Origin of the sequence: Sphingomonas lycopersici (assembly GCF_026130605.1) — a bacterium.
Lineage (GTDB): Bacteria > Pseudomonadota > Alphaproteobacteria > Sphingomonadales > Sphingomonadaceae > Sphingomonas > Sphingomonas lycopersici.
Window position 1 is genome coordinate 722,999 of sequence record NZ_JANFAU010000001.1, and the last position, 18,271, is coordinate 741,269.

At 66.6% G+C, this 18,271-nt stretch carries 12 protein-coding genes; 2 read left to right on the forward strand and 10 right to left on the reverse strand.

Annotated elements, in window-relative coordinates:
* Positions 1-20 precede the first annotated feature (20 nt).
* Genes NED98_RS02905 through NED98_RS02920 form a run of 4 tightly spaced genes read right to left on the reverse strand, consistent with a single transcriptional unit; the run spans position 21 to position 6,266 of the window.
* Positions 21-1,145, reverse strand: a complete 1,125-nt coding sequence (locus NED98_RS02905) for an alkaline phosphatase (RefSeq protein WP_265311873.1) — start codon at positions 1,143-1,145, stop codon at positions 21-23.
* A complete protein-coding gene (locus tag NED98_RS02910) occupies positions 1,142-2,554 on the reverse strand; it encodes a sensor histidine kinase (protein ID WP_265311874.1) in 1,413 nt (470 codons plus the stop codon). Before NED98_RS02910 ends, NED98_RS02905 begins: the two co-directional genes overlap by 4 nt.
* Entirely contained in the window at positions 2,551-3,237 is a 687-nt protein-coding gene (locus tag NED98_RS02915; protein ID WP_179514248.1) for a response regulator transcription factor, read from the reverse strand. The genes NED98_RS02910 and NED98_RS02915 overlap by 4 nt, the downstream gene beginning before the upstream one ends.
* Before the next feature lie 53 nt (positions 3,238-3,290).
* Positions 3,291-6,266: a TonB-dependent receptor gene (locus tag NED98_RS02920; protein ID WP_265311875.1), complete on the reverse strand. Its 2,976-nt coding sequence runs from the start codon at positions 6,264-6,266 to the stop codon at positions 3,291-3,293.
* Between the two features lie 370 nt (positions 6,267-6,636).
* Here NED98_RS02920 and NED98_RS02925 point away from each other — a divergent pair, with 370 nt between their 5' ends.
* The gene (locus tag NED98_RS02925; RefSeq protein ID WP_265311876.1) at positions 6,637-7,836 is read left to right on the forward strand and encodes a histidine-type phosphatase; all 1,200 of its coding nucleotides are present in this window, start codon (positions 6,637-6,639) and stop codon (positions 7,834-7,836) included.
* 13 nt (positions 7,837-7,849) lie between these two features.
* Here NED98_RS02925 and NED98_RS02930 read toward each other — a convergent pair whose 3' ends face one another.
* The 6 genes from NED98_RS02930 to NED98_RS02955 all read right to left on the reverse strand — a co-directional run bounded on the left by NED98_RS02930 (position 7,850) and on the right by NED98_RS02955 (position 14,996).
* A complete protein-coding gene (locus NED98_RS02930) occupies positions 7,850-8,290 on the reverse strand; it encodes an aconitase X swivel domain-containing protein (RefSeq protein ID WP_265311877.1) in 441 nt (146 codons plus the stop codon).
* A complete protein-coding gene (locus NED98_RS02935; protein WP_265311878.1) occupies positions 8,287-9,579 on the reverse strand; it encodes an aconitase X in 1,293 nt (430 codons plus the stop codon). The genes NED98_RS02930 and NED98_RS02935 overlap by 4 nt, the downstream gene beginning before the upstream one ends.
* A 62-nt stretch (positions 9,580-9,641) precedes the next feature.
* Complete coding sequence (locus NED98_RS02940) at positions 9,642-10,259, reverse strand: MarR family winged helix-turn-helix transcriptional regulator (RefSeq protein WP_179514243.1); 618 nt, start codon at positions 10,257-10,259, stop codon at positions 9,642-9,644.
* Between the two features lie 33 nt (positions 10,260-10,292).
* Positions 10,293-11,675: an MFS transporter gene (locus NED98_RS02945; RefSeq protein WP_265311879.1), complete on the reverse strand. Its 1,383-nt coding sequence runs from the start codon at positions 11,673-11,675 to the stop codon at positions 10,293-10,295.
* A gap of 133 nt (positions 11,676-11,808) precedes the next feature.
* The gene (locus tag NED98_RS02950; RefSeq protein WP_265311880.1) at positions 11,809-13,485 is read right to left on the reverse strand and encodes a dihydroxy-acid dehydratase; all 1,677 of its coding nucleotides are present in this window, start codon (positions 13,483-13,485) and stop codon (positions 11,809-11,811) included.
* 35 nt (positions 13,486-13,520) lie between these two features.
* Complete coding sequence (locus NED98_RS02955; RefSeq protein ID WP_265311881.1) at positions 13,521-14,996, reverse strand: FAD-dependent oxidoreductase; 1,476 nt, start codon at positions 14,994-14,996, stop codon at positions 13,521-13,523.
* A 330-nt stretch (positions 14,997-15,326) separates the two neighbouring features.
* On the opposite strand from NED98_RS02955, the gene NED98_RS02960 reads away from it, so the two are divergent.
* Positions 15,327-18,224: a TonB-dependent receptor domain-containing protein gene (locus NED98_RS02960; RefSeq protein WP_265311882.1), complete on the forward strand. Its 2,898-nt coding sequence runs from the start codon at positions 15,327-15,329 to the stop codon at positions 18,222-18,224.
* Positions 18,225-18,271: the final 47 nt, after the last annotated feature.

Sequence of the window (18,271 nt, forward strand, 5' to 3'; positions counted from 1 at the left end):
CCGCGGCTCCCTGTTTTCGGCTATTGGTCGCGCTTCCACCCGAAGGCCGAGAGCATGATGTCGAACAGCCGGGTGTTGGGGAAGAAGCCGTGCACCTTGTCCGCGCCGGGGCCCGATGCGGCGACGATCACCTCCTCGCCGGTGTGCCCGTCCTGGACGCTGATCACGTCGTTGGTCGCGTTGGTGACGCCGGGCTTCGCCGCTGCGGCATCATATTGCGCGGCCAGCGGCGTGCCGCGCTCGCCACCGCCGGTGCGCAGCCCGAAGCTGTGATCGGCGGTGAACAGGATCAGCGTGTCCTTGCCTGCGATCTGGCTGACCCGCCGGATCATCTCGTCCATCTCGACGACGTGGCGCAGCCCCTTCTTCGGATCGTCGGTATGCATGTCCCATTCGACCATCAGGAAATAGCCCTTGGGATTGCGGGCGAGCTGCGCGATCGTCGCCTCCACCGTCGGGATCGGCGCGAAATCCGTGTCACGCAGCACCGCCGCGCGGCGCGCATCGCGCACGATCGCCGGATCGTCGCCGAAGCGGTAGCCCGATGCCGCAAAGGCCTGTTCGGGCGTGGTCTGCCGCGCCGCGAGCGAGGCGACGGCATCGGCGCGGCCCTTGCCGACCAGGATGTCGACGCCGTCGCCGAAGCGCGGCGCGAGCATCTGGCGGAAGATCTCGTCCTTGTCCTTGCGCGCGCCGACATGCGCGAAGCACGCCGCCGGGGTGGCGTCCCAGATCGCCATATTGGTGATCACGCCGGTCGAAAGCCCGCGCTGTTCGGCATATTCGAGCAGCGTCTTGACCGGGGCCACTGCGCCGTTCTGACCGGTGGGGACGGCCGAAACCATCGAATTGTTGGTCTTGTGGCCGGTCATGATCGCGGTCATCCCCGCGCCCGAATCGGTCACCCAGCGGTTGAGCGACGAGGTGTCCGACAGCCCGATATGCGGCATCGAATGGATGAACAGCGATTGCGGCCGGTCATGCGCGAGGATCCCGCCGGCGTTGAGCGTCGGCAGCCCGCCCGCGTCGCCGAGGAACAGGATGACGTTGCGCGCTTCCTGCGCGACGGCGCTCCCCGCTGTGGCCGAAAGCAGCACGGCGACGGCGCCCGCCAGCGCGCGGCGGGTCTTGGAGATATGGGTCATTCGGTGGCTCCTTGCTGATGAGATGACGAGGGCGGCAGAAGCGAGAGGATCAGGCGCGCACGCAGCCCCGGCCGATTGTCCTCGAGCGCAAGCCGTCCGCCGTGGAGCGAGGCGACGGCGCTGGCGAGGCTGAGGCCGAGCCCGGTGCCCGGGGTGTTGCGCGCGCGATCGAGCCGGCCGAATTTGCGGATCGCCTCGGTCCGACGTGCGGCGGGGATGCCGCCCGCGCGATCGGCGACGCAGATATGCACCTCGCCGTCGACCGCCTCGGCCTCGAGCGCGATCGCGCCGCCTGCCGCGCCATATTTGAGCGCATTGTCGATCAGGTTCGCCACCGCGCGCGCGACCAGCGCGCGATTGCCGTGGAACTCGAGCCGCGGCGGGCAGGCGACGGTGATCTCGACCCCGTTTGTGCGGGCGAGCGGCTGGTAGATCTCGCCGAGATCGCCGAGCACCGCGGCAAGGTCGAAGCGTTCGAACGTGCCGCGCCCGACGCCGGCCTCCGCGCGGCTGATCTCCAGCGCGCTTTCGAGCATGTGCAGCACGATGCCGACTTCCAGCGCGATCGCGTCGAACCGCGCGCGGGATTCGGGGGCGGGCGATTCCGCCAGCGCCTCGCTCACCTGGATATGGATGCGCGTGAGCGGGGAGCGCAGATCGTGCGCCAGCGCGTCGGTCAGCGTGCGATGTTCTTCCACCAGCGTTTCGATCCGGTCGAGCATCGCGTTGAGTGAGGTCTTGAGGCGGTCGACCGGGTCACCGCTGCCGTCAGTATCGGCGCGGCGCGCGAGATCGCCCGCGCCGACCTGCTGGCCGATCCCGGCGATCGCCGCGACCATGCGGTTCATCTCGCGGACGATCGCGACGCTGCCCAAGAGGCCGACCGGGACCGCCAGTGCAAAGGCGGCGAACAGCGCGAGCAGCAGCGCCCCCTCCATCCGCGCGCGATTGTCGAGCAGCCCGCCGAGCAGCAGCCGGTGCCCGGAGGGATAGCGGACCGTCTTGACGAGGAATTTATCGGGCGCGCCGCCGCTGTCGCGGGTCAGCGCGAACGGGGTCCAGTCGATCGGCGCGGCGAGCCCGGCGGGCCAGCGTGCGATATTGCCGGCGAGCTTGCGGCTTTCGGGATCGACCAGCAGGATCGCGGTCCGGTCGCGATGCGCGCGTGCGGCGCGGCTCTCGACCTCGTGCCTCAGTTGGGCGATGCCGCCGCGCGCATATTGCTTTTCGAGATTGCTCTGCCGGAATTCGAGCGGGCGGGTGAAATCGGCGATGATGATGCGGTCGACCTGGAAATAGACGTAGAGCAGGATCGGCAGGATACAGGCGAGGTTGAGCACGAGGTGCAGCGCGAGGAAGCGCCCGCTGGTCGAGCGCCACGCGGGCAATCGGCGCCGCGCGGGGCTCATGCCGGCGCGCCCAGTCGATAGCCGGCGCCGCGCACGGTACGCAGCAGCGGGGTGAGCCCCGGCCGGTCGATCTCCTTGCGCAAATTGCTGACATAGACGTCGATCACGTTGGTGCCGGGATCGAAATCGTAATTCCATACCTTCTGGAGGATCATCGAGCGGGTGACGACCTGCCCCTGGTTGCGCATCAGGAATTCGAGGAGCTGGATCGCGCGCGGCTGGAGCTGGAGCAGCTGCCCGGCGCGTTCGGCGCGTGAGGTGAGGAGATCGAGCGTCAGGTCCGCGCAGGCGAGCCGGGTGACCACCGCGGGCGCGGCGGCGCGGCGGCGGTGGAGCACCTCCAGCCGGGCGAGCAGTTCGGTCATCGCAAAGGGCTTGACCAGATAATCGTCCGATCCGGCGCGGAGCCCCCGCACGCGCTCGTCGGTCGAACCGATCGCGGAGAGGATGATGACCGGCGTGTCGCAATCGCGCGCGCGCAGCGTTTCGAGCAGGCTGAGGCCGTCGAGTCCGGGCAGCATGCGATCGAGCACGATGCCGTCGAGATCGTCCTGCTGCGCGAGCTCCAGCCCGCGCACGCCGTCCGCGGCGCGGCGGACGTTATAGCCCTCCTGTTCGAGGCCCGAGGTGAGGAAGTTGGCCGTGGCCGGGTCGTCCTCCACGACAAGAATGGTCCTGCTCATGCCGCTCCGGTTCGCGTTCGGGAGGCGCCGCCAGGCGCCTCCCCGTTTCATCTTCAGAAGTTGAGGCGCACCCCGGCGAGGTAGCGGCGGCCGAACAGCTCATGCTCGATCGGGCGCGAATAGCTCCCCTGATAACGGATGCCGGCCTCGTTGGTGAGGTTGTTGGCGTCGAGATAGAGCTGGATATTGTCGTTGATCGAATAGCGTAGCGACAGATCGAGGCGCGCGACATTGGCCCAATAAGTGTCGCCGATAATATCGCCGCTGCCGATCGCGTCGAGATACGCCTTTTGCCACTGATAGCTGACGCGGGCCGAGAAGCCGTAACGCTCGTAATAGCCCGAGATATTGTAGATCAGCGGCGAGGCGCCGGGCAGATCGGTGGTGCGGCCGTCGGGTGTCGTCGCCTTCGAGTCGTTGAGCGTCAGATTGGTCTGGATGCCGAAGCCCTGCGCCCAATCGGGCAGCCCGGCCGAGCGTGCCAGCCCTTCGAGCGGCTGCGAGAAAGCGAATTCGATGCCCTTGATATGGCCGCCCCCGCCGTTGGCGATCGTCGAATAGCGATAATCCGACCGATCGATGCCGCCCGAGTTGAGCACGTCCGACCCGAATTGCGTCAGCTCGACATCGTAGAGGATGTCCTTGAGATCCTTGTAATAACCGCCGACCGAGAAGAAGCCGCGCGAGGGCATGTACCATTCGAAATAGAGGTCGACGCCCTTGGCGCGCTCGGGCTTCGCCTTGGGATTGCCGCCCGAGACGATCTGATCGGTGTCGTTGTAGGAGAAATTGGGTCGCATCTGATCGTAATCGGGCCGCGCCGCGCCGGTATTGCCCGAAAGACGCAGCTTCATATTGCGATTGATGTCCCAATTGACGTGGATGCTGGGATAGACCGAGACGAAGCTGTTCGAGACGACGGTCGGCATCCACCCGCTATTGGTCATCGACAAAGCAGAGCCGGTGTTCTTGATGCGCTCGATGCGGGCGCCGTAGACGATATTGCCCCAGTCGAAATAGGTCGTGCCCATCGCATAGCCGGCGATGACTTCCTCGGTGACGCGATAGTCGTTCTTCTGGCTGGTATCCTTCTGGATCTGTGCCGCGCCGGCCGCGACATATTTGTCGAACAGCGCGGTGCCGAGCTCGCTGGAGAAATATTTGAACCCATAGCCGAGCGGCAGCTTGCCCTTATAGGGCGTGTCGATGCTGATATCCCCCTGGGTGGGGCTGGCGAGCCCGGCGGCGGCGAGCGTCGCGGGGGTCACTTCCAGCACGGTGCGGCGCGAGGTCTTGGTGCGCTTGTCATATTCGCCGCCGAACTGGAAGACGGTATTGGCGCCGAACAGTTCGAGGCTGTGCTCGATATCGAGCTTGCCGGTATAGGCATTGGTGCGATCGAGCTGGCGGTTGCGGGTCATCGACAGGAATTGCAGCTCGGTCGGCGAAATATAGGGCCGCGCCGCGCCCGCGCTATAGGTGCCGTTCGCGTTGCGCACCGTGTTGAACAACTGCACCTTCGACAGGTTCGGATCGGTGAAGTCGTAGACGAGGGTGGGACGCTTGGTGAAATCGGTGGGGCTGCTCCACGAGGATTGGAACGGCGGCTTGCTGCGATCGTCGGCGCGGGTGTAGTTCAGCCGCCACTTGATCTTCCATGTATCCATTTCGTGCTCGCCGGCGAGCGTATTGGTGAAGATGCTCTGGCGCGAGGAATTGGAGTTCAGCGTGCTCTCGATCTCGGCGCCGTAGAGCGTGCCGCGCATCGGGGTGTTGCCGGTGCGGATATCGGCATAGCCGGTGGTGGTGCCGACCTTGCTGCTGCTCGTCTTCTTGGCGTCCTGATCGAGATCGAAGACCCAGGCGTTGCGCAATTCGTCGTCGCGGAACTGGCTGTAGATCGAGGAGAAGAACACCTTGTTGTCGCTGTCGGGGCGCCATTCGACACGCCCGGAGAAGGAGGTGTTGCTGCGCTTCAGGCGATAGAGCTTGTTCTGCGTCTTGGCGTTCCAGATCCGGTTCTGGCCGCCGGGCTCCTGATCCTCGGGCGCGATTTCCCACGAATTCTCGAAATTGTCGGTCACCATGTCGCGCTCGTAGCGCGAGCCGCCGACCAGCACGCCGATCGTGTCGTTGGCGAAGCGGCCGGACAGGAAGCCGCTGACATTATATTGCTTGCCCTGGCCCAGATCGTTGTAGCCATAGCCCCCGTCGAGCGAGGCCTTGAGGCCGGGATAGTCGAACGGGCTGCGGGTGACGATGTTGATATTGCCGGCGACGGTCTCGCCCGGCATGTCGGCGGTCACCGCCTTGCGGATCACGGTCTGGCTGGCGATCGACGACGGGATCGTGTCAAAGCGCGTCTCGCGGCCGGCGGGGCTGATCACATTGACCCCGTCGAACGCCATCGTCGTCCAGCTCGCCGGCGAACCGCGCAGGCTGATATAGCGCTCCTGCCCCTGATCGCGGCCGACGCTGACCCCCGGCAGGCGGCTGACCGCGGCGGCGATATTCTGGTCGGGGAAGCGCCCCGCGCTGTCGGCGGCGATCACGTCGACCAGCGAGGTGGAGGCGCGCTTGAGCTGCAGCGCGGCCTCTTCGGATTCGGCGATCGGGCGGCTGCGGCTCACGACGATGTCGCCCGCCGTATCGGTCGTCCTGGGCTTGAGCGCCACCTTGACCTCGGCGGCGGCGCTGGTGCCGACCTCGACCGTTTCATGGCCGGTCTCGAAGCCGATATAGCTTATGCTCAATTGCTGGGTGCCCGCCGGCACGCGCTGCAGCGTGAAGCGGCCGTCGCTGTCGGTGACGCCGACGATATCCGATCCCTCGACGCGCACCTCGGCGCCGTGCAGGAAATCGCCCGATGCATTCACCACCACGCCGGATACGCGGCCCTCGGCGCGCGGGCCGGCTTCGGATTGCGCATATCCCGGCGCCGGGGCGAGCGAAACGCTCGATACGGCGACGGCGATCAGCGCGGCGCGGAGCCGCAGACGGTTCTTGGGATTGTTCAGGAAAACAGGCACGGCAAATAACCCCCGGTTTTCGCAATTCGATGAATTGCGTGTTTTCAGAAAATCCTCCGATGTGCGGGAAACTATTCTTGAAGTCGTGTTGAAGTTACGGGTTTGCCCCGTGTGTCAAAACATCTTCTACAGAGTCACCGACGCGCGCCATCGTTGTGGATCGTCGGGACGGGCACTAGGCGGGCGTATTTACGCTTCTGTGACATCGCGAAAAATTAGGGAAATTTAAGATTTGCCCGCCTAGCCGGCGCATTCCGCCGATTTCGCCCGGATCGCGCGCGTGACGGCCGGCGCCTGCTGTCACCGATCGGTCACACCCGCGGCATACCCCGCAATCTGCATCCAACGGAATCCGCCCATGAAGAACCCTATGCCGCGCCTCCGCCTCCTCGGTGTTCTGCTCGCTGTTCTTTCCGCCCCGGCGCTTGCCGCGCCCGCGCCCGGCAAGACGGAGGTGACGGTGGAACGCGTCGTCATGCTGATGCGCCACGGCGTGCGCCCGTCGACCAAATTCCCGGCGACGCCCGCCGGCACGACCAAGGAGGCGTGGCCGGGCTGGTCCACCCCCGCGGGTGATCTGACCGCGCACGGCGCAGAAGGGGTGAAGCGTCTCGCTGCTTATGATCGCATGCTGTTCGCCGAGCAGGGTCTGCTCCCCGCCACGGGCTGCGCGGCGCCGGGCACGATCGCGGCCTGGTCGAGCGGCAGTTCGCGCGCGATCAAGACCGGTTCAGCCTTTCTCGAAACGTTGCAGCCCGGGTGCAAGGTCGTGCTCGATCACCCGGCTGACGAGGATGCCGAAGACCAGTTCCACCCGACATCGGCGGTCGACGGCGACCGCGCATTGGCGGCAGCGCAGGCGCAACTTCCGCCGGGCGGCCTGGAGCACGTCGTCGCCGAGCGACGGGCCGATTTCGCGACGCTCGAGCGGATCGTCGGCGTGCCGGTCGACACCGCGTCCTCGCTCAAGGCCATCCCCGGCGACAATCCGGATATCAAGGGCGGGCTCTCGTTCGGATCGACCGCCGGGCAGACGATCCTGCTCCAATATCTCGAAGGCATGCCGATGCGCGAGGTCGGCTGGGGCCGGGCGAGCAAGGCGGATATCCAGGCCGTGCTGCGCTTCCACCCGACCAAGTTTCAATATGAAGTCCGGCCGCCCTATGTCGCGCAGCGCGTCGCCGCGCCGCTCGTCAGACGGATCGTCGATGCCTTGTCCGGCGACGGGCCGCGCGTGACATTGCTGTTCGGCCACGATGGCAATCTTGCCGCGCTCGGCGGCTTTTACGACATGCACTGGACGATGGCCGATTATCCGCGCGACGATATCGCCCCCGGCGGCGCGATCGGGTTCGAGCTGGTCCGCGACGCGGCGGGGCGTCGCTACGTCCGCGCGTTCCAGCAGGCGCAGTCGATGGACCAGCTCAGGCAGCTTACCCCGCTGACCCGCGCCGCGCCGCCGAGCCGAAGCTATCTGACGATTCCCGGCTGCGGATCGGATGTGATGCGCTGCGATCTGGCGACGTTCGAAAGGCTCACGCGCGATCGGCTCGCGCGCCCGGCGGACTGACGCGGGCGGCGCGTCAGCGCTCGCGTTTCCAGATCGTCACCGTGCCCGCATCGCCGTCCACCCGCACCCGGTCTCCGCTCTCGATCAGCGTGAAGGGATCGCGATCGAGATCGACGACCGACGGCACCCGCATCACGACGCAGCCCAGCGCGACCTTGGTGGTCATCGTGGTGAAAACCATCGCCAGCGGCGCGGTGCCCGCCAGCCGCGCGGTGTGGAACACCCCCGACCAGCCCGATGAGCCCTTCGCGCCGGGGAAGACCAGCACCTTGCCGGCGAAGCTCGTCCCCTTCAGCTCGTGGCGGCTCTCGATCACGGTGCCGGTCATCGCATTGACGCCGCCCCAGCCCGAGATCGTCTCGCGCGTCACCAAAGTCTCGCCCTCGGCCACCCCGCCGACGACGCCGCGCCCGTGGAGGACGATCGGGCGCAATTCGGTTTCGATGTCGCTCATGCCACGAGCCTCCCGTTCCACTTGCCGGTGCAGGCCGCGTCGATGCAGTCGGCGGTCGTGCCATACCACCCCTCGATCCCCATGATCGCGGGCAGATAATGAACCTGTTTGGCGCTATCGAGCGCGGCGACGCGCGTGCCGGGGGGCACCGCCTGGCTGATCGACGAGCAGGTATCGGTCATCAGCTTGGCGCCTGCTGCAGAGAGGATCCGGGTATAGCCGCTGGCGTCGGCGGTCGCCTTCACCGCGCGCGAGGTGAAGATCCACAATTCGCTATTGGCCGAAACCCGGCGCCCCTCGATCAGCCGTGCGGCCTCGGCGATCTGCTCGACCGAATAATGCGGGCAGCCGAGCATGACGAAATCGACATCGGTGTTGCTCCCCACCGCGTTGAGCTGTTCATAGGTCCGCGCCCGCGCCGCTTTGTCGTAGACGAAGACCTCGCCGTGCGCCGCGCCGCCGAACGCCGCCTCGATCGTCGGGGCTTCGGGGGTGATGCCGACCATATGATACATTTCGACGCCGCCGGACGAGGCGGCCGCCGCGCCGAAATGCTTGTGGCGGATCAGGCTGGGCGCGCCGATCGCGCCGTCGAGTACCGGGATCGTATCCTGCACCGCATCGCCGGTGAAATAGCCGAGCATCCCCCAGTCGAAGATATCGTCGACCGGCACCTCGACCCGCACGCGGTTCTGCCCGCGGCGGTATTCGTCGCGGTGGAAGCCCCAATCGGGGATGCGTTTGGCGAGCATCGCCGCGCTGGTCGATTCGCGTCCCTCGCAATTGGTGCGCCCGCCGATCACCGAATTGCAGAAGACCACCGCGGAGCTTTCCATCCATGCGCAATGCTCGCCCATCACCGGCACGTTGCCGGCGAGATAGGGGGTGCAGGTCTTGAGCACCTGGATGCCGTGCGCGGCGACCTGGCCCTCGTCGTAGACGAAATTGTCGTGCTGCGCCTCGGTCATCCCCTGATCGCGCCACAGCGACGGGTCCATCCCGCCCTGCAGGTGACAGGAAAAAGCGTTCATCCGCGGCACGTCGACCACCTCGTCGGAATCGAGATCGAAACGCGAGAAGATCGCGCGATAATCGCCGCCGTCCGCGCGATAATAATTCTTGAGCCACGGCGTCGACGAGCCGGGGACGCCGGCGACATTGTTGGTCTCGACGAAACGCTCGGCGCCGAGCGCGTCGGCATAGCGGATCAACAGGTCCATCGCCTTGGCGACCGCCGCGCCCTCCGCGCCGTCGGCCATCGCTCGTTCCGCCTCGGTCAGCGCGACCATCTTTCTCTCCTTAAGGTAGAATGCTACTTATATCGACAGAGAAGGGGGTTTGCCAGCACGGTTCAGCGCAACTGATCGAGCCGGCGCAGGATCTGGTTGAGCACCTTGAGCGCGATCTGGAGATCGTCGGGGTCGACGCCGTCCAGCACCTCGCTGCGGAGTTTGTTGGTCACCTTCATGATCTCGCCGATCACCGCGGTGCCCGCGGGGGTGATGCGATTGGTCGTCACCCGCGCATCGGTTTCCGACTGGCGGCGCTCGATCAGCCCGTCGCGCGCAAGCAGATCGAGCATCCGCACCATCGTCGGCCCTTCGACCGAGATCAGCCGGGCCATCTCGCCCTGCGTCATATCGCGCTCGGCGAAGGCGACGAGGAACAGGGTTTCCCAGCGCGCCATCGTCTGCTTGAGCGGCTTGACGCGATCGTTGGCGACCTTGCGCCAGCGCCGCGCGGCGGTGACGATCGCGCGGGTCATGCGGAAATAATCGTAGTCGCCCGCTTCCTCGGGGAAATGTGTGCGATAGTTGAGCAGATGGCGCTCGCTGATCGCCGGTCCCTTGTCGTCGGCGATGCGGTCGATCTGCTCCCTCAGCGCATCGCGCTGGGGCACGAGCGCCGGCTGCGGGCCGCGCCGCTGCTCCGATCGCCGCCCCGCGCGCTTTTGCGTGCCATCGCTCATCTTCCGCCCCGATCCGTCATGCCTGACCTATGGTCATAGCGCCCGGCGCGCGCGCGGAGCAACCGCGACGCCGGGGAGGACGGCGGGATTGCCGCGCCGCACGATCAGCCCGATGCCGATCGCGCTGGCGGCAAGGATCGCGGGGCACAAGGCGAGGATCGCGAAGCTGCGGACGATCGGCATCCCGCTCGACAGGACATAGCCGCCGATGATCGGCCCGCCGATCCCGCCGAGCTTGGCGATCGAGGTGGCCCAGCCGCCGCCGTTGGCGCGGATCGCGCTGGGATAGAAGACGCTGGCGATCGACAGGATGCCGAAATGCGCCCCGCCGACGAAGGTAGTGGAAATGACCGAAAGCCACAGGAAGAGCTGCGGGTTCATCGGCAACAGCCCCACCGCGAGCAGCACCGGCGCGGCGCACAGCGGATAGACCGCGACCGCGAACGGGCCGAAGCGATCGGTGAAGCGCATCAGCGTTAGCCCGAGCACCGCGCCCATCACCCCCGAAAAGGAGGAGACATAGGCCGCCGTCTCGCGGCTGAACGCCATGTCCTCATAGACGATCGGCCCCCAATTGGCTTTGAAATAGACCGCGAGCGTGCTCATGATATAGCCGAGCCACAGCAGCGGCGTGAGGATCGCGAGCCGGCCCTCGAACAATTTGCCGACAGTGAAATTGCCCGTGTCGGTCTGCTCGTCGCCAAGTACGAAACGATCCTCGGCGCGCGCATCGAGCGCGGGGGAGAGGCGGTTGAGCGTCGCCGCGACGAGATCGGGTTTGAGCGCCTTGCTGGTCAGGAAGCGAATCGATTCGGGCAGCCATATCGCCAGCGCGACCGCACAGACCAGCGTGCAGACCCCGCCGAACACGAAGACGCCTTCCCAGCCGTGGTGCGGCGCAAGCCACACCGTTACCGGGCCGGCGAGCGAGCTGCCGAGGCTGTAGCCCATCATGATGATCGTGATGACCGTGGCGCGCATCCGTTTCGGCACGAATTCGATGTTGAGCGCCCAGGCGAGCGGCAGCATCCCGCCGATCGCGAAGCCGTCGGCGAAGCGCAGGATCAGCAGCGCCTCATAGCTGCGCGCGAAGGCGGTCGCGAGCGTCAGCAAACCGAAGGCGAAGGCCGCGGCGACGATCGTGCGCCGCCGCCCGACGCGGTCGCCGATATAGGAGAAAGCGAAGCCGCCGACCATCATCCCCAGGATGCCCGCGGAAAAGACGTTGCCGAGCATCGGCTTGTCCAGTCCCAGCTCGTCGCGCATGTACGGCGCGGTGAAGCTGATCATCATCATGTCGAACCCGTCGAACACGGTGATCAGCCAGGAGAGCAGGATCAGCAGATAGTTGAACCGATCGAGCCCGCGGTCGTCGATGACGCGGGCGACGTCGATGGTGCGGGGCGCGGCCGGCATATCAGCCCCGCGCCCGCAGGCGGATATCAGCCGGAAGCACGAACATAGTCCCCTCCTGGAGGCGCTTGGCGGGCCGTGGCGTTCTTGCGACGCCCTCGGCCCGGATCGGATCAATTTCGCAATATTCTTGATGTCATGGACGCGCGGGTTCCTGCACCAGCGCGGTGCCCTTGGCCATCGGTTGCACGCCGCGTCGATAGAGATCGAGATAGCCGGTCGGGTGCGCGGACAGCGGCTGCGCTTCATTGGGGCGTGCGGCAAATTCCGCCGCGTCGACCAGCACGTCGAGCCGTCGCGCCGGCACGTCGATCAGCACGATATCGCCGTCGCGCACCTGGCCGAGCGGGCCCCCGTCGACTGCCTCGGGCGAGACTTCGGCGATCGTCAACCCCTTGAGGCACAGGCCGGAGAGCTGGCCGTCGGTGACGAAGGCGACGTCGCGTGCCAGCCCCGCCGCGTCGATCGCGAACAGCACCAAAGATGCGCCGCCGCCCATCGCCGGGCCGCCCTTCGGCCCTTGCCCGCGCAGGATGACGACATCGCCCTTCTCCAGCGTGCGCGCCTCGATTTCGGCGAGCAAAGGCGCGGTCTGATCGAACACGCGCGCGCGGCCCTCGAAACGCTCGGGGCGCTTGGGATCGCGGATGCCGAGCTTCACCACCGCGCTGGCCGGCGCGAGGCTGCCCTTGAGGATCACGATCGATGGGCCGTCGGAAATCGGCGCGTCGAGCGGGCGGATGATCGCCGTATCGCCTTCGGGCGTGTCGGCGATCACCGCGGCGAGCGGCTGGCCGGTGCAGGTCATCGCATCGGTCTCGATCACCGGGGCGAGCCGCTTGAGCATCGCCGCCGCGCCGCCGGCATCCTCGAATCCCTCGATCCGCACCGGGCCGTTCGGGCGCACCGCGGTCAGCACCGGCACCTTGCGGCCCATTTCCTCCCAGATCGCGAACAGATCGACATCGACCCCCGCCTCGACGGCGGTCGCCTGGAGGTGCTTGATCGCGTTGATCGAGCCGGAGACCGCGAGCGTCATCGCCGCGGCGTTGCGGAACGCCGCCTCGGTGAGGATGCGGCGCGGGCGCAGATCCTCATGCACCATCTCAACGATGCGCGCGCCGGCCGCACGCGCCTTGTCGAACATCTTCTCGCTATTGGCGCGCACCGGGGCCGAACCGGGAATGCACATGCCCAGCGCCTCGACCACGCAATGCATCGTGTTCGCGGTCGCCATCCCGGCGCACACGCCCGGGCCGCGCACCGCCTGCGGGATCATGTCCTCGATCGGGAATTTCGGCGTCTTGCCGAAACGCTCGCCGACGCTGCCTGACCACAGATCCTCGAGGTCGACATGCTCGTCGCCGATCATCCCCGAGGCCTGATAGCCGCCGATCACCAGCAAGGTGGGGATGTCGAGCCGGGCGGCGGCCATCAGATGCCCTGGCGGGGTCTTGTCGCACGAGGTGAGGCAGACCATCCCGTCGAGCATCGCCGCCTCGACCTGCACCTCGATATCGTGGGTCACGACGTCGCGTGCGGCGAGGATATAGCTGCCCATCTTCGCCGCGCCGGTGATGAAATCGGAGGGCGCGGTGGTGCGGACCTCGAACGGCACGCCCCCGGCGGCGCGGATCGCGTCTTTCACCACCTTGGCCACCCCGTCGAGATGCGCGAAGCATACCGCGAGTTCGGACGACGAATTGACCACCGCGATCTTGGGCTTGAGCATATCCGCCTCGCTCAGCCCCAGCGCGCGCCAATGCGAGCGGCGGGTGGGCGAATTGGCGGCAAGGCTGCGCAGTTCAGGCATATCTTTCCTCTCCGTGCTCGGCGCTCAGGCGCCTGTCATTCGTTGGCGGCGCGCGCGACCGCGGCGGGGGCCGGCTCGCGAACATGAGCGCCCTGTTCGCGCAGCAGCGCCTGAAGCGCGGCCACGTCGACATCGCGCGGCTGCACCCCGTCGCGCACCGCCAGCGCTGCCGCGGCGCCGGCCGCGTGACCGGTCAGCCAGCATTGCGGGATCTCGCGCAGGAAGCCGTGCGAATTGGCATCGCATGAAACATGCCGGCCGCAGGCGAGCAGGCCATCGAGGCGCCGCGGCACCAGCGCGCCATAAGGGACCGAGATGACCGGAAATTTGGGCGAGACCGAGGGGCTGACGCCGATCTCGTCGGGCAGCACCTGTCCCTCGCTCCACTGACGCCGCTCGACGCGCCCCACGCCGGCCAGCCGGCGGGTGTGGCGCACGCCGAGCTGTGGCGCGCTCTGCAGCATGAAGGCATCCTCGAAGCCCGGCGCATGTTCGCGGAAGAAGGCGCAATGGCTGGCCATGAAGCGATGCGAGCGGACCTCGATTTCGGTCTGCTCGTCAACGTCGAGTGCGGACATGCCGGTCTGGCGCGGGCCGAGGAATAGCGCGATATCGTTGCGCCACGAGACATAGGGCCATTGGAAGAAGCCGAGTTCCGCCCGTCCCTTGGCGAGCAGCGCCTGATAGGCGGCGGGATCGCCGGTGCGGAAATCGAGCCAGCGCTGCATGTCCACCCCGCCGAGCATGAAGGCGGTGTTCATCGCGTGATGCGTGTCGGCGGGTTCGATGTCATTGTCGAAATCGGCGCCGGCGCGCGCGAACATATCGCCGTCGCCGGTCGCGTCGATCACCACCTTCGCGCGGATCGCCTGGCGGCCCATCTTGCTTTCGAACAGCGCGCCGCGCACGCATCCGTCCTCGACGATCGGCACCGCCGCCCAGCCGTGGAACGCCAGCCGCACCCCGGCCTCGATCAGCATTTCCTGCGAAACCAGCTTCAGCCGCTCCGGGTCGATCGTCGGCGACCAGGCGACGATGCCGTGGAAGGCGGCGGTGCGCGGCATCCAGTAAGCGGCATGTTGCGGATCGCGCGATCCCCATTGTTCGGGCGGCGGCCCGGCGATGCCCTCCGCGGGGAGGCGGGCGAGCACCGCCTCGGCAAAGCCGCGGATCACGGGTTCGCCTGCCCAGTCGGTCATGCGGTCGATCCAGATGACCAGCCCGCCGGTCGAAAGCCCGCCGAGATGATTGTAGCGTTCGAGCAGCATCACGTCCGCCCCCGCCCGCGCCGCCGCCCAGGCCGCCGCGGTCCCCGAAGGCCCGCCGCCCACCACCAGCACGTCGCAGCTGTGATAGATCGGCAGATCGCGCGCCGGCTCGCGGTACGTGCCGGTGCCGTTGCGCGGCGCGAAGGTACGCTCGCGCGCCTCGAACAGATCGGAAGTGAGGATGCGATCCTCGGTCCGCTCGACGCTCTGGATCGTGGGTTTGACGGGTGGATTTTCTGACATTGCCGTTCGGCTTTCTGATCGGTCGTGGCGGGCCGATCGGGGCCTCGCCGGAATTCGGTAGCATTATATGTATTTCCGTTTCGGGGCTGTCAACCCGACCGGCCGGTGAGCGAGTGCCTGTCTAAATTACTGATATATCACGATTAAAATAACGAGCGGAGAGCCGATGCTGCCAAGAAAAATAGCATTCTTCTAAAATAAGTAGAATAATACCTATTGTTGCATTAGGCTACGTTCCAACGACGGCGCCCCGCAGCGCGCCGCGACAGGAGGAGGGAGCTTATGCGGAGAGGAAGCATCGCGAATCGGGTTCGGCACGGGGCAAGCGCATTGGCGCTCGGGCTCATGATCTCGGCCCCCGCGGCGCATGCGCAGGACAATGTACCGCCGGCCGATACGCCCGCGGCGAAGCGTGTCGCGCCGGCGGAGGAGGCGTCCGCCGACGCGGGCGGTTCGCACGACATCATCGTCACCGGATCGCGTCTCTCCGGGGGCTTTTCGGCGCCGACGCCGGTTTCGGTGGTGGCCGCGGCGCGGCTTGAGCAGCGCGGCATCGCCAATGTCGCCGACGCGCTCAACGAGGTTCCCGCCTTCCGCCCGTCGAACACCCCGGCGAGCGGTGAACTTGCCCCGACCGGCGGCTATGTCGGCGGGCGCATCCTCGATCTGCGCGGGCTCGGTGCGGTGCGCACGCTGACGCTGGTGGACGGCAAGCGCTTCGTCCCCTCGACCACCCAGGCGACGGTCGACACCAATATGATCCCGTCGATCCTGCTCCAGCGCGCCGAGGTGGTGACCGGCGGCGCCTCAGCGCAATATGGCTCGGACGCGGTGGCCGGGGTCGCCAATCTGATTCTCGACCACCGGCTGGAGGGTGTGAAGGCGTCGCTCCAGAACAGCGTCACCAAATATGGCGACAACCGGACCTTTGTCGGCGGGCTCGCCTTCGGCACGCGCATCGGGCAATCGATGCATCTGGTGATCGGCGGCGAATATGAATCCGGCGCGGGGATCGGCGATTGCCAGTCGCGCGATTTCTGCCGCAGCGAAGTGCTCAACTTCGGGCGCAACCCCGGTTATTCGGGGATGCCGGCCAACAACATCATGGGATCGATCCGCCCGTCAACCGTGCCCTTCAACGGCGTGACGGTGCCGCCGGGCAGTGCCTATACCGGGCGCACCTTCCCCGCGCTGCGCCCGATCGACGGCATCACCTTCGCCAACGACGGCACGCCGCGGCGCTTCGTCTACGGCGGCATGTCGAACAATCTCTACATGACCGGCGGCGAGGGGCAGGGGCAGAACATCTATTTCAAGGATCTGTTCTTCAACGCCCCGCTCGAACGCTATGCGCTCACCGGCAATCTCGATTGGGACGTGGCGCCCAATCTGTCGGCGTCATTGATGGTCAATTACGGCCACCTCAACGCCGAATATAGCGCGACCGCCTATCGCAATACGGCGATCACGATCCGCGCGGACAATCCCTTCATCCCGCGCTCGGCCGATCCGACGCTGGATATCCCGACCCTGCTCGCCGCATCGGGGGCATCGTCGTTCCAGATCGGCAAGGGCTTCGCCGAGCTCGGCCGCGCGCCGATCGTCACCACCAACAATGTGTTCCGCGCGGTGGGCAGCCTCAAGGGCAAGATCACCGAAGGCGTGGACTGGGATGCCTATTACCAGTTCGGCCGCAACGATTTCCGCTCCGAAACCCGCAACCAGACGGTCAGCGCGCGGATGCTCCGCGCGATTGACGCGGTGATGGGGCCGAACGGCCAGCCGATCTGCCGCGTCAACGCCGATCCCAACCCGGCCAACCACGATCCGGCCTGCGTCGCGTACAATCCGTTCGGCGCGCAGGCGAGCCAGGCGGCGAAGGATTATGTCACCGCCGACGGTTACCAGACCGCGATCACCACCGAGCATGTCGCCGCGTTCAACGTCCGCGCCAAGCTGTTCGATCTGCCGGGCGGTACCGTCCAGCTTGCGAGCGGGATCGAATATCGCAACGATTCGGTACGCGGCGACGCCGATCCGCTGTCGCGCAGCCTGGCATTCTTCTCCGGCAACGGATCGCGCGTGTCGGGGAAGATCGAGGTGGTCGAGGGCTATGCCGAGACCGAGCTGCCGATCGTCCGCGCGGCGCCGTTCTTCAACGAGCTGAGCCTCAACGGCGCGATCCGCCGCACGCATTACAGCCGATCGAGCGAGCTTTCGCCCAGCTCGAGCCTGTCGGTCACCACCTATAAATATGGCGCGGTGTGGGAGCCGATTCCGGCGATCCGGCTGCGCGCCACCAAATCGCGCGACATCCGCGCGCCCAATGTGATCGAGCTGTTCGGCCCGACGACGCTGGCGAGCGGAATCCTCACCGATCCGGCGCGCGGCGGGCAACAGGTCAATCCCGCGATCACCAGCGGATCGAACCCGAACCTCCAGCCCGAGCGCGCCGATACCTTCACCGCCGGGATCGTATTCAAGCCGAGCGGGGGTTTCCTCGGCCGGTTCCGCGCCTCGATCGATTATTATGAGATCAAGGTGCGCAACGCGATCAGCACCTTGGGGCAGCAGAATATCGCCACCCGCTGCTTCGAGGGCGAGCTGCGGAGCTGCGACCTGATCACGCGCGGCCCCGACGGCAGCATCACCCAGGTCCGCGACGTGCTGCAGAACGTCAACGAGCTGATCAATCGCGGCATCGACGCCGAGCTGGAATATCGCCAGCCGCTCGGCACGCTGGGCGACGTCAACTTCCGGCTGCTCGCGACCTATGTGAAGGATTTCATCACCGTCGACGCGGTCGGCCCGATCCAGCGCGCCGGGCAGACCGGGCTGCGCGGCGGCACCCCGCCGGGGCTCCCCGATCTGACGCTCGACGGGCTGGTGAGCTGGACCAAGGACGATTTCACGCTCAACTTCCACGGCCGTTACATCAACAGCGGCTTCTACAACGCCGCCTTCATCGGCCCGGATCAGGCGGGCTATAATATCGCCGCGGTCAACAGCTCGAACACCAACAAGGTGCCGGCGCGCGCCTATCTCGACATACTCGCGCAATATCGCATCCGCCACGGCGACCGGCACGAGCTGACCGCCTTCTTCGGCGTCGACAATCTGACCAACACGATGCCGCCGCTCAATCCGGGCGCGCACGGCACCGGCAATACTATCCTGTTCTCACCGTTCGGCCAGACATTCAAAGTCGGAATGCGGCTGACCTATTAAGGGGGCGATCGCCGCGTCATCCCGGAATTTTTCCGGGGTGGCGCGGA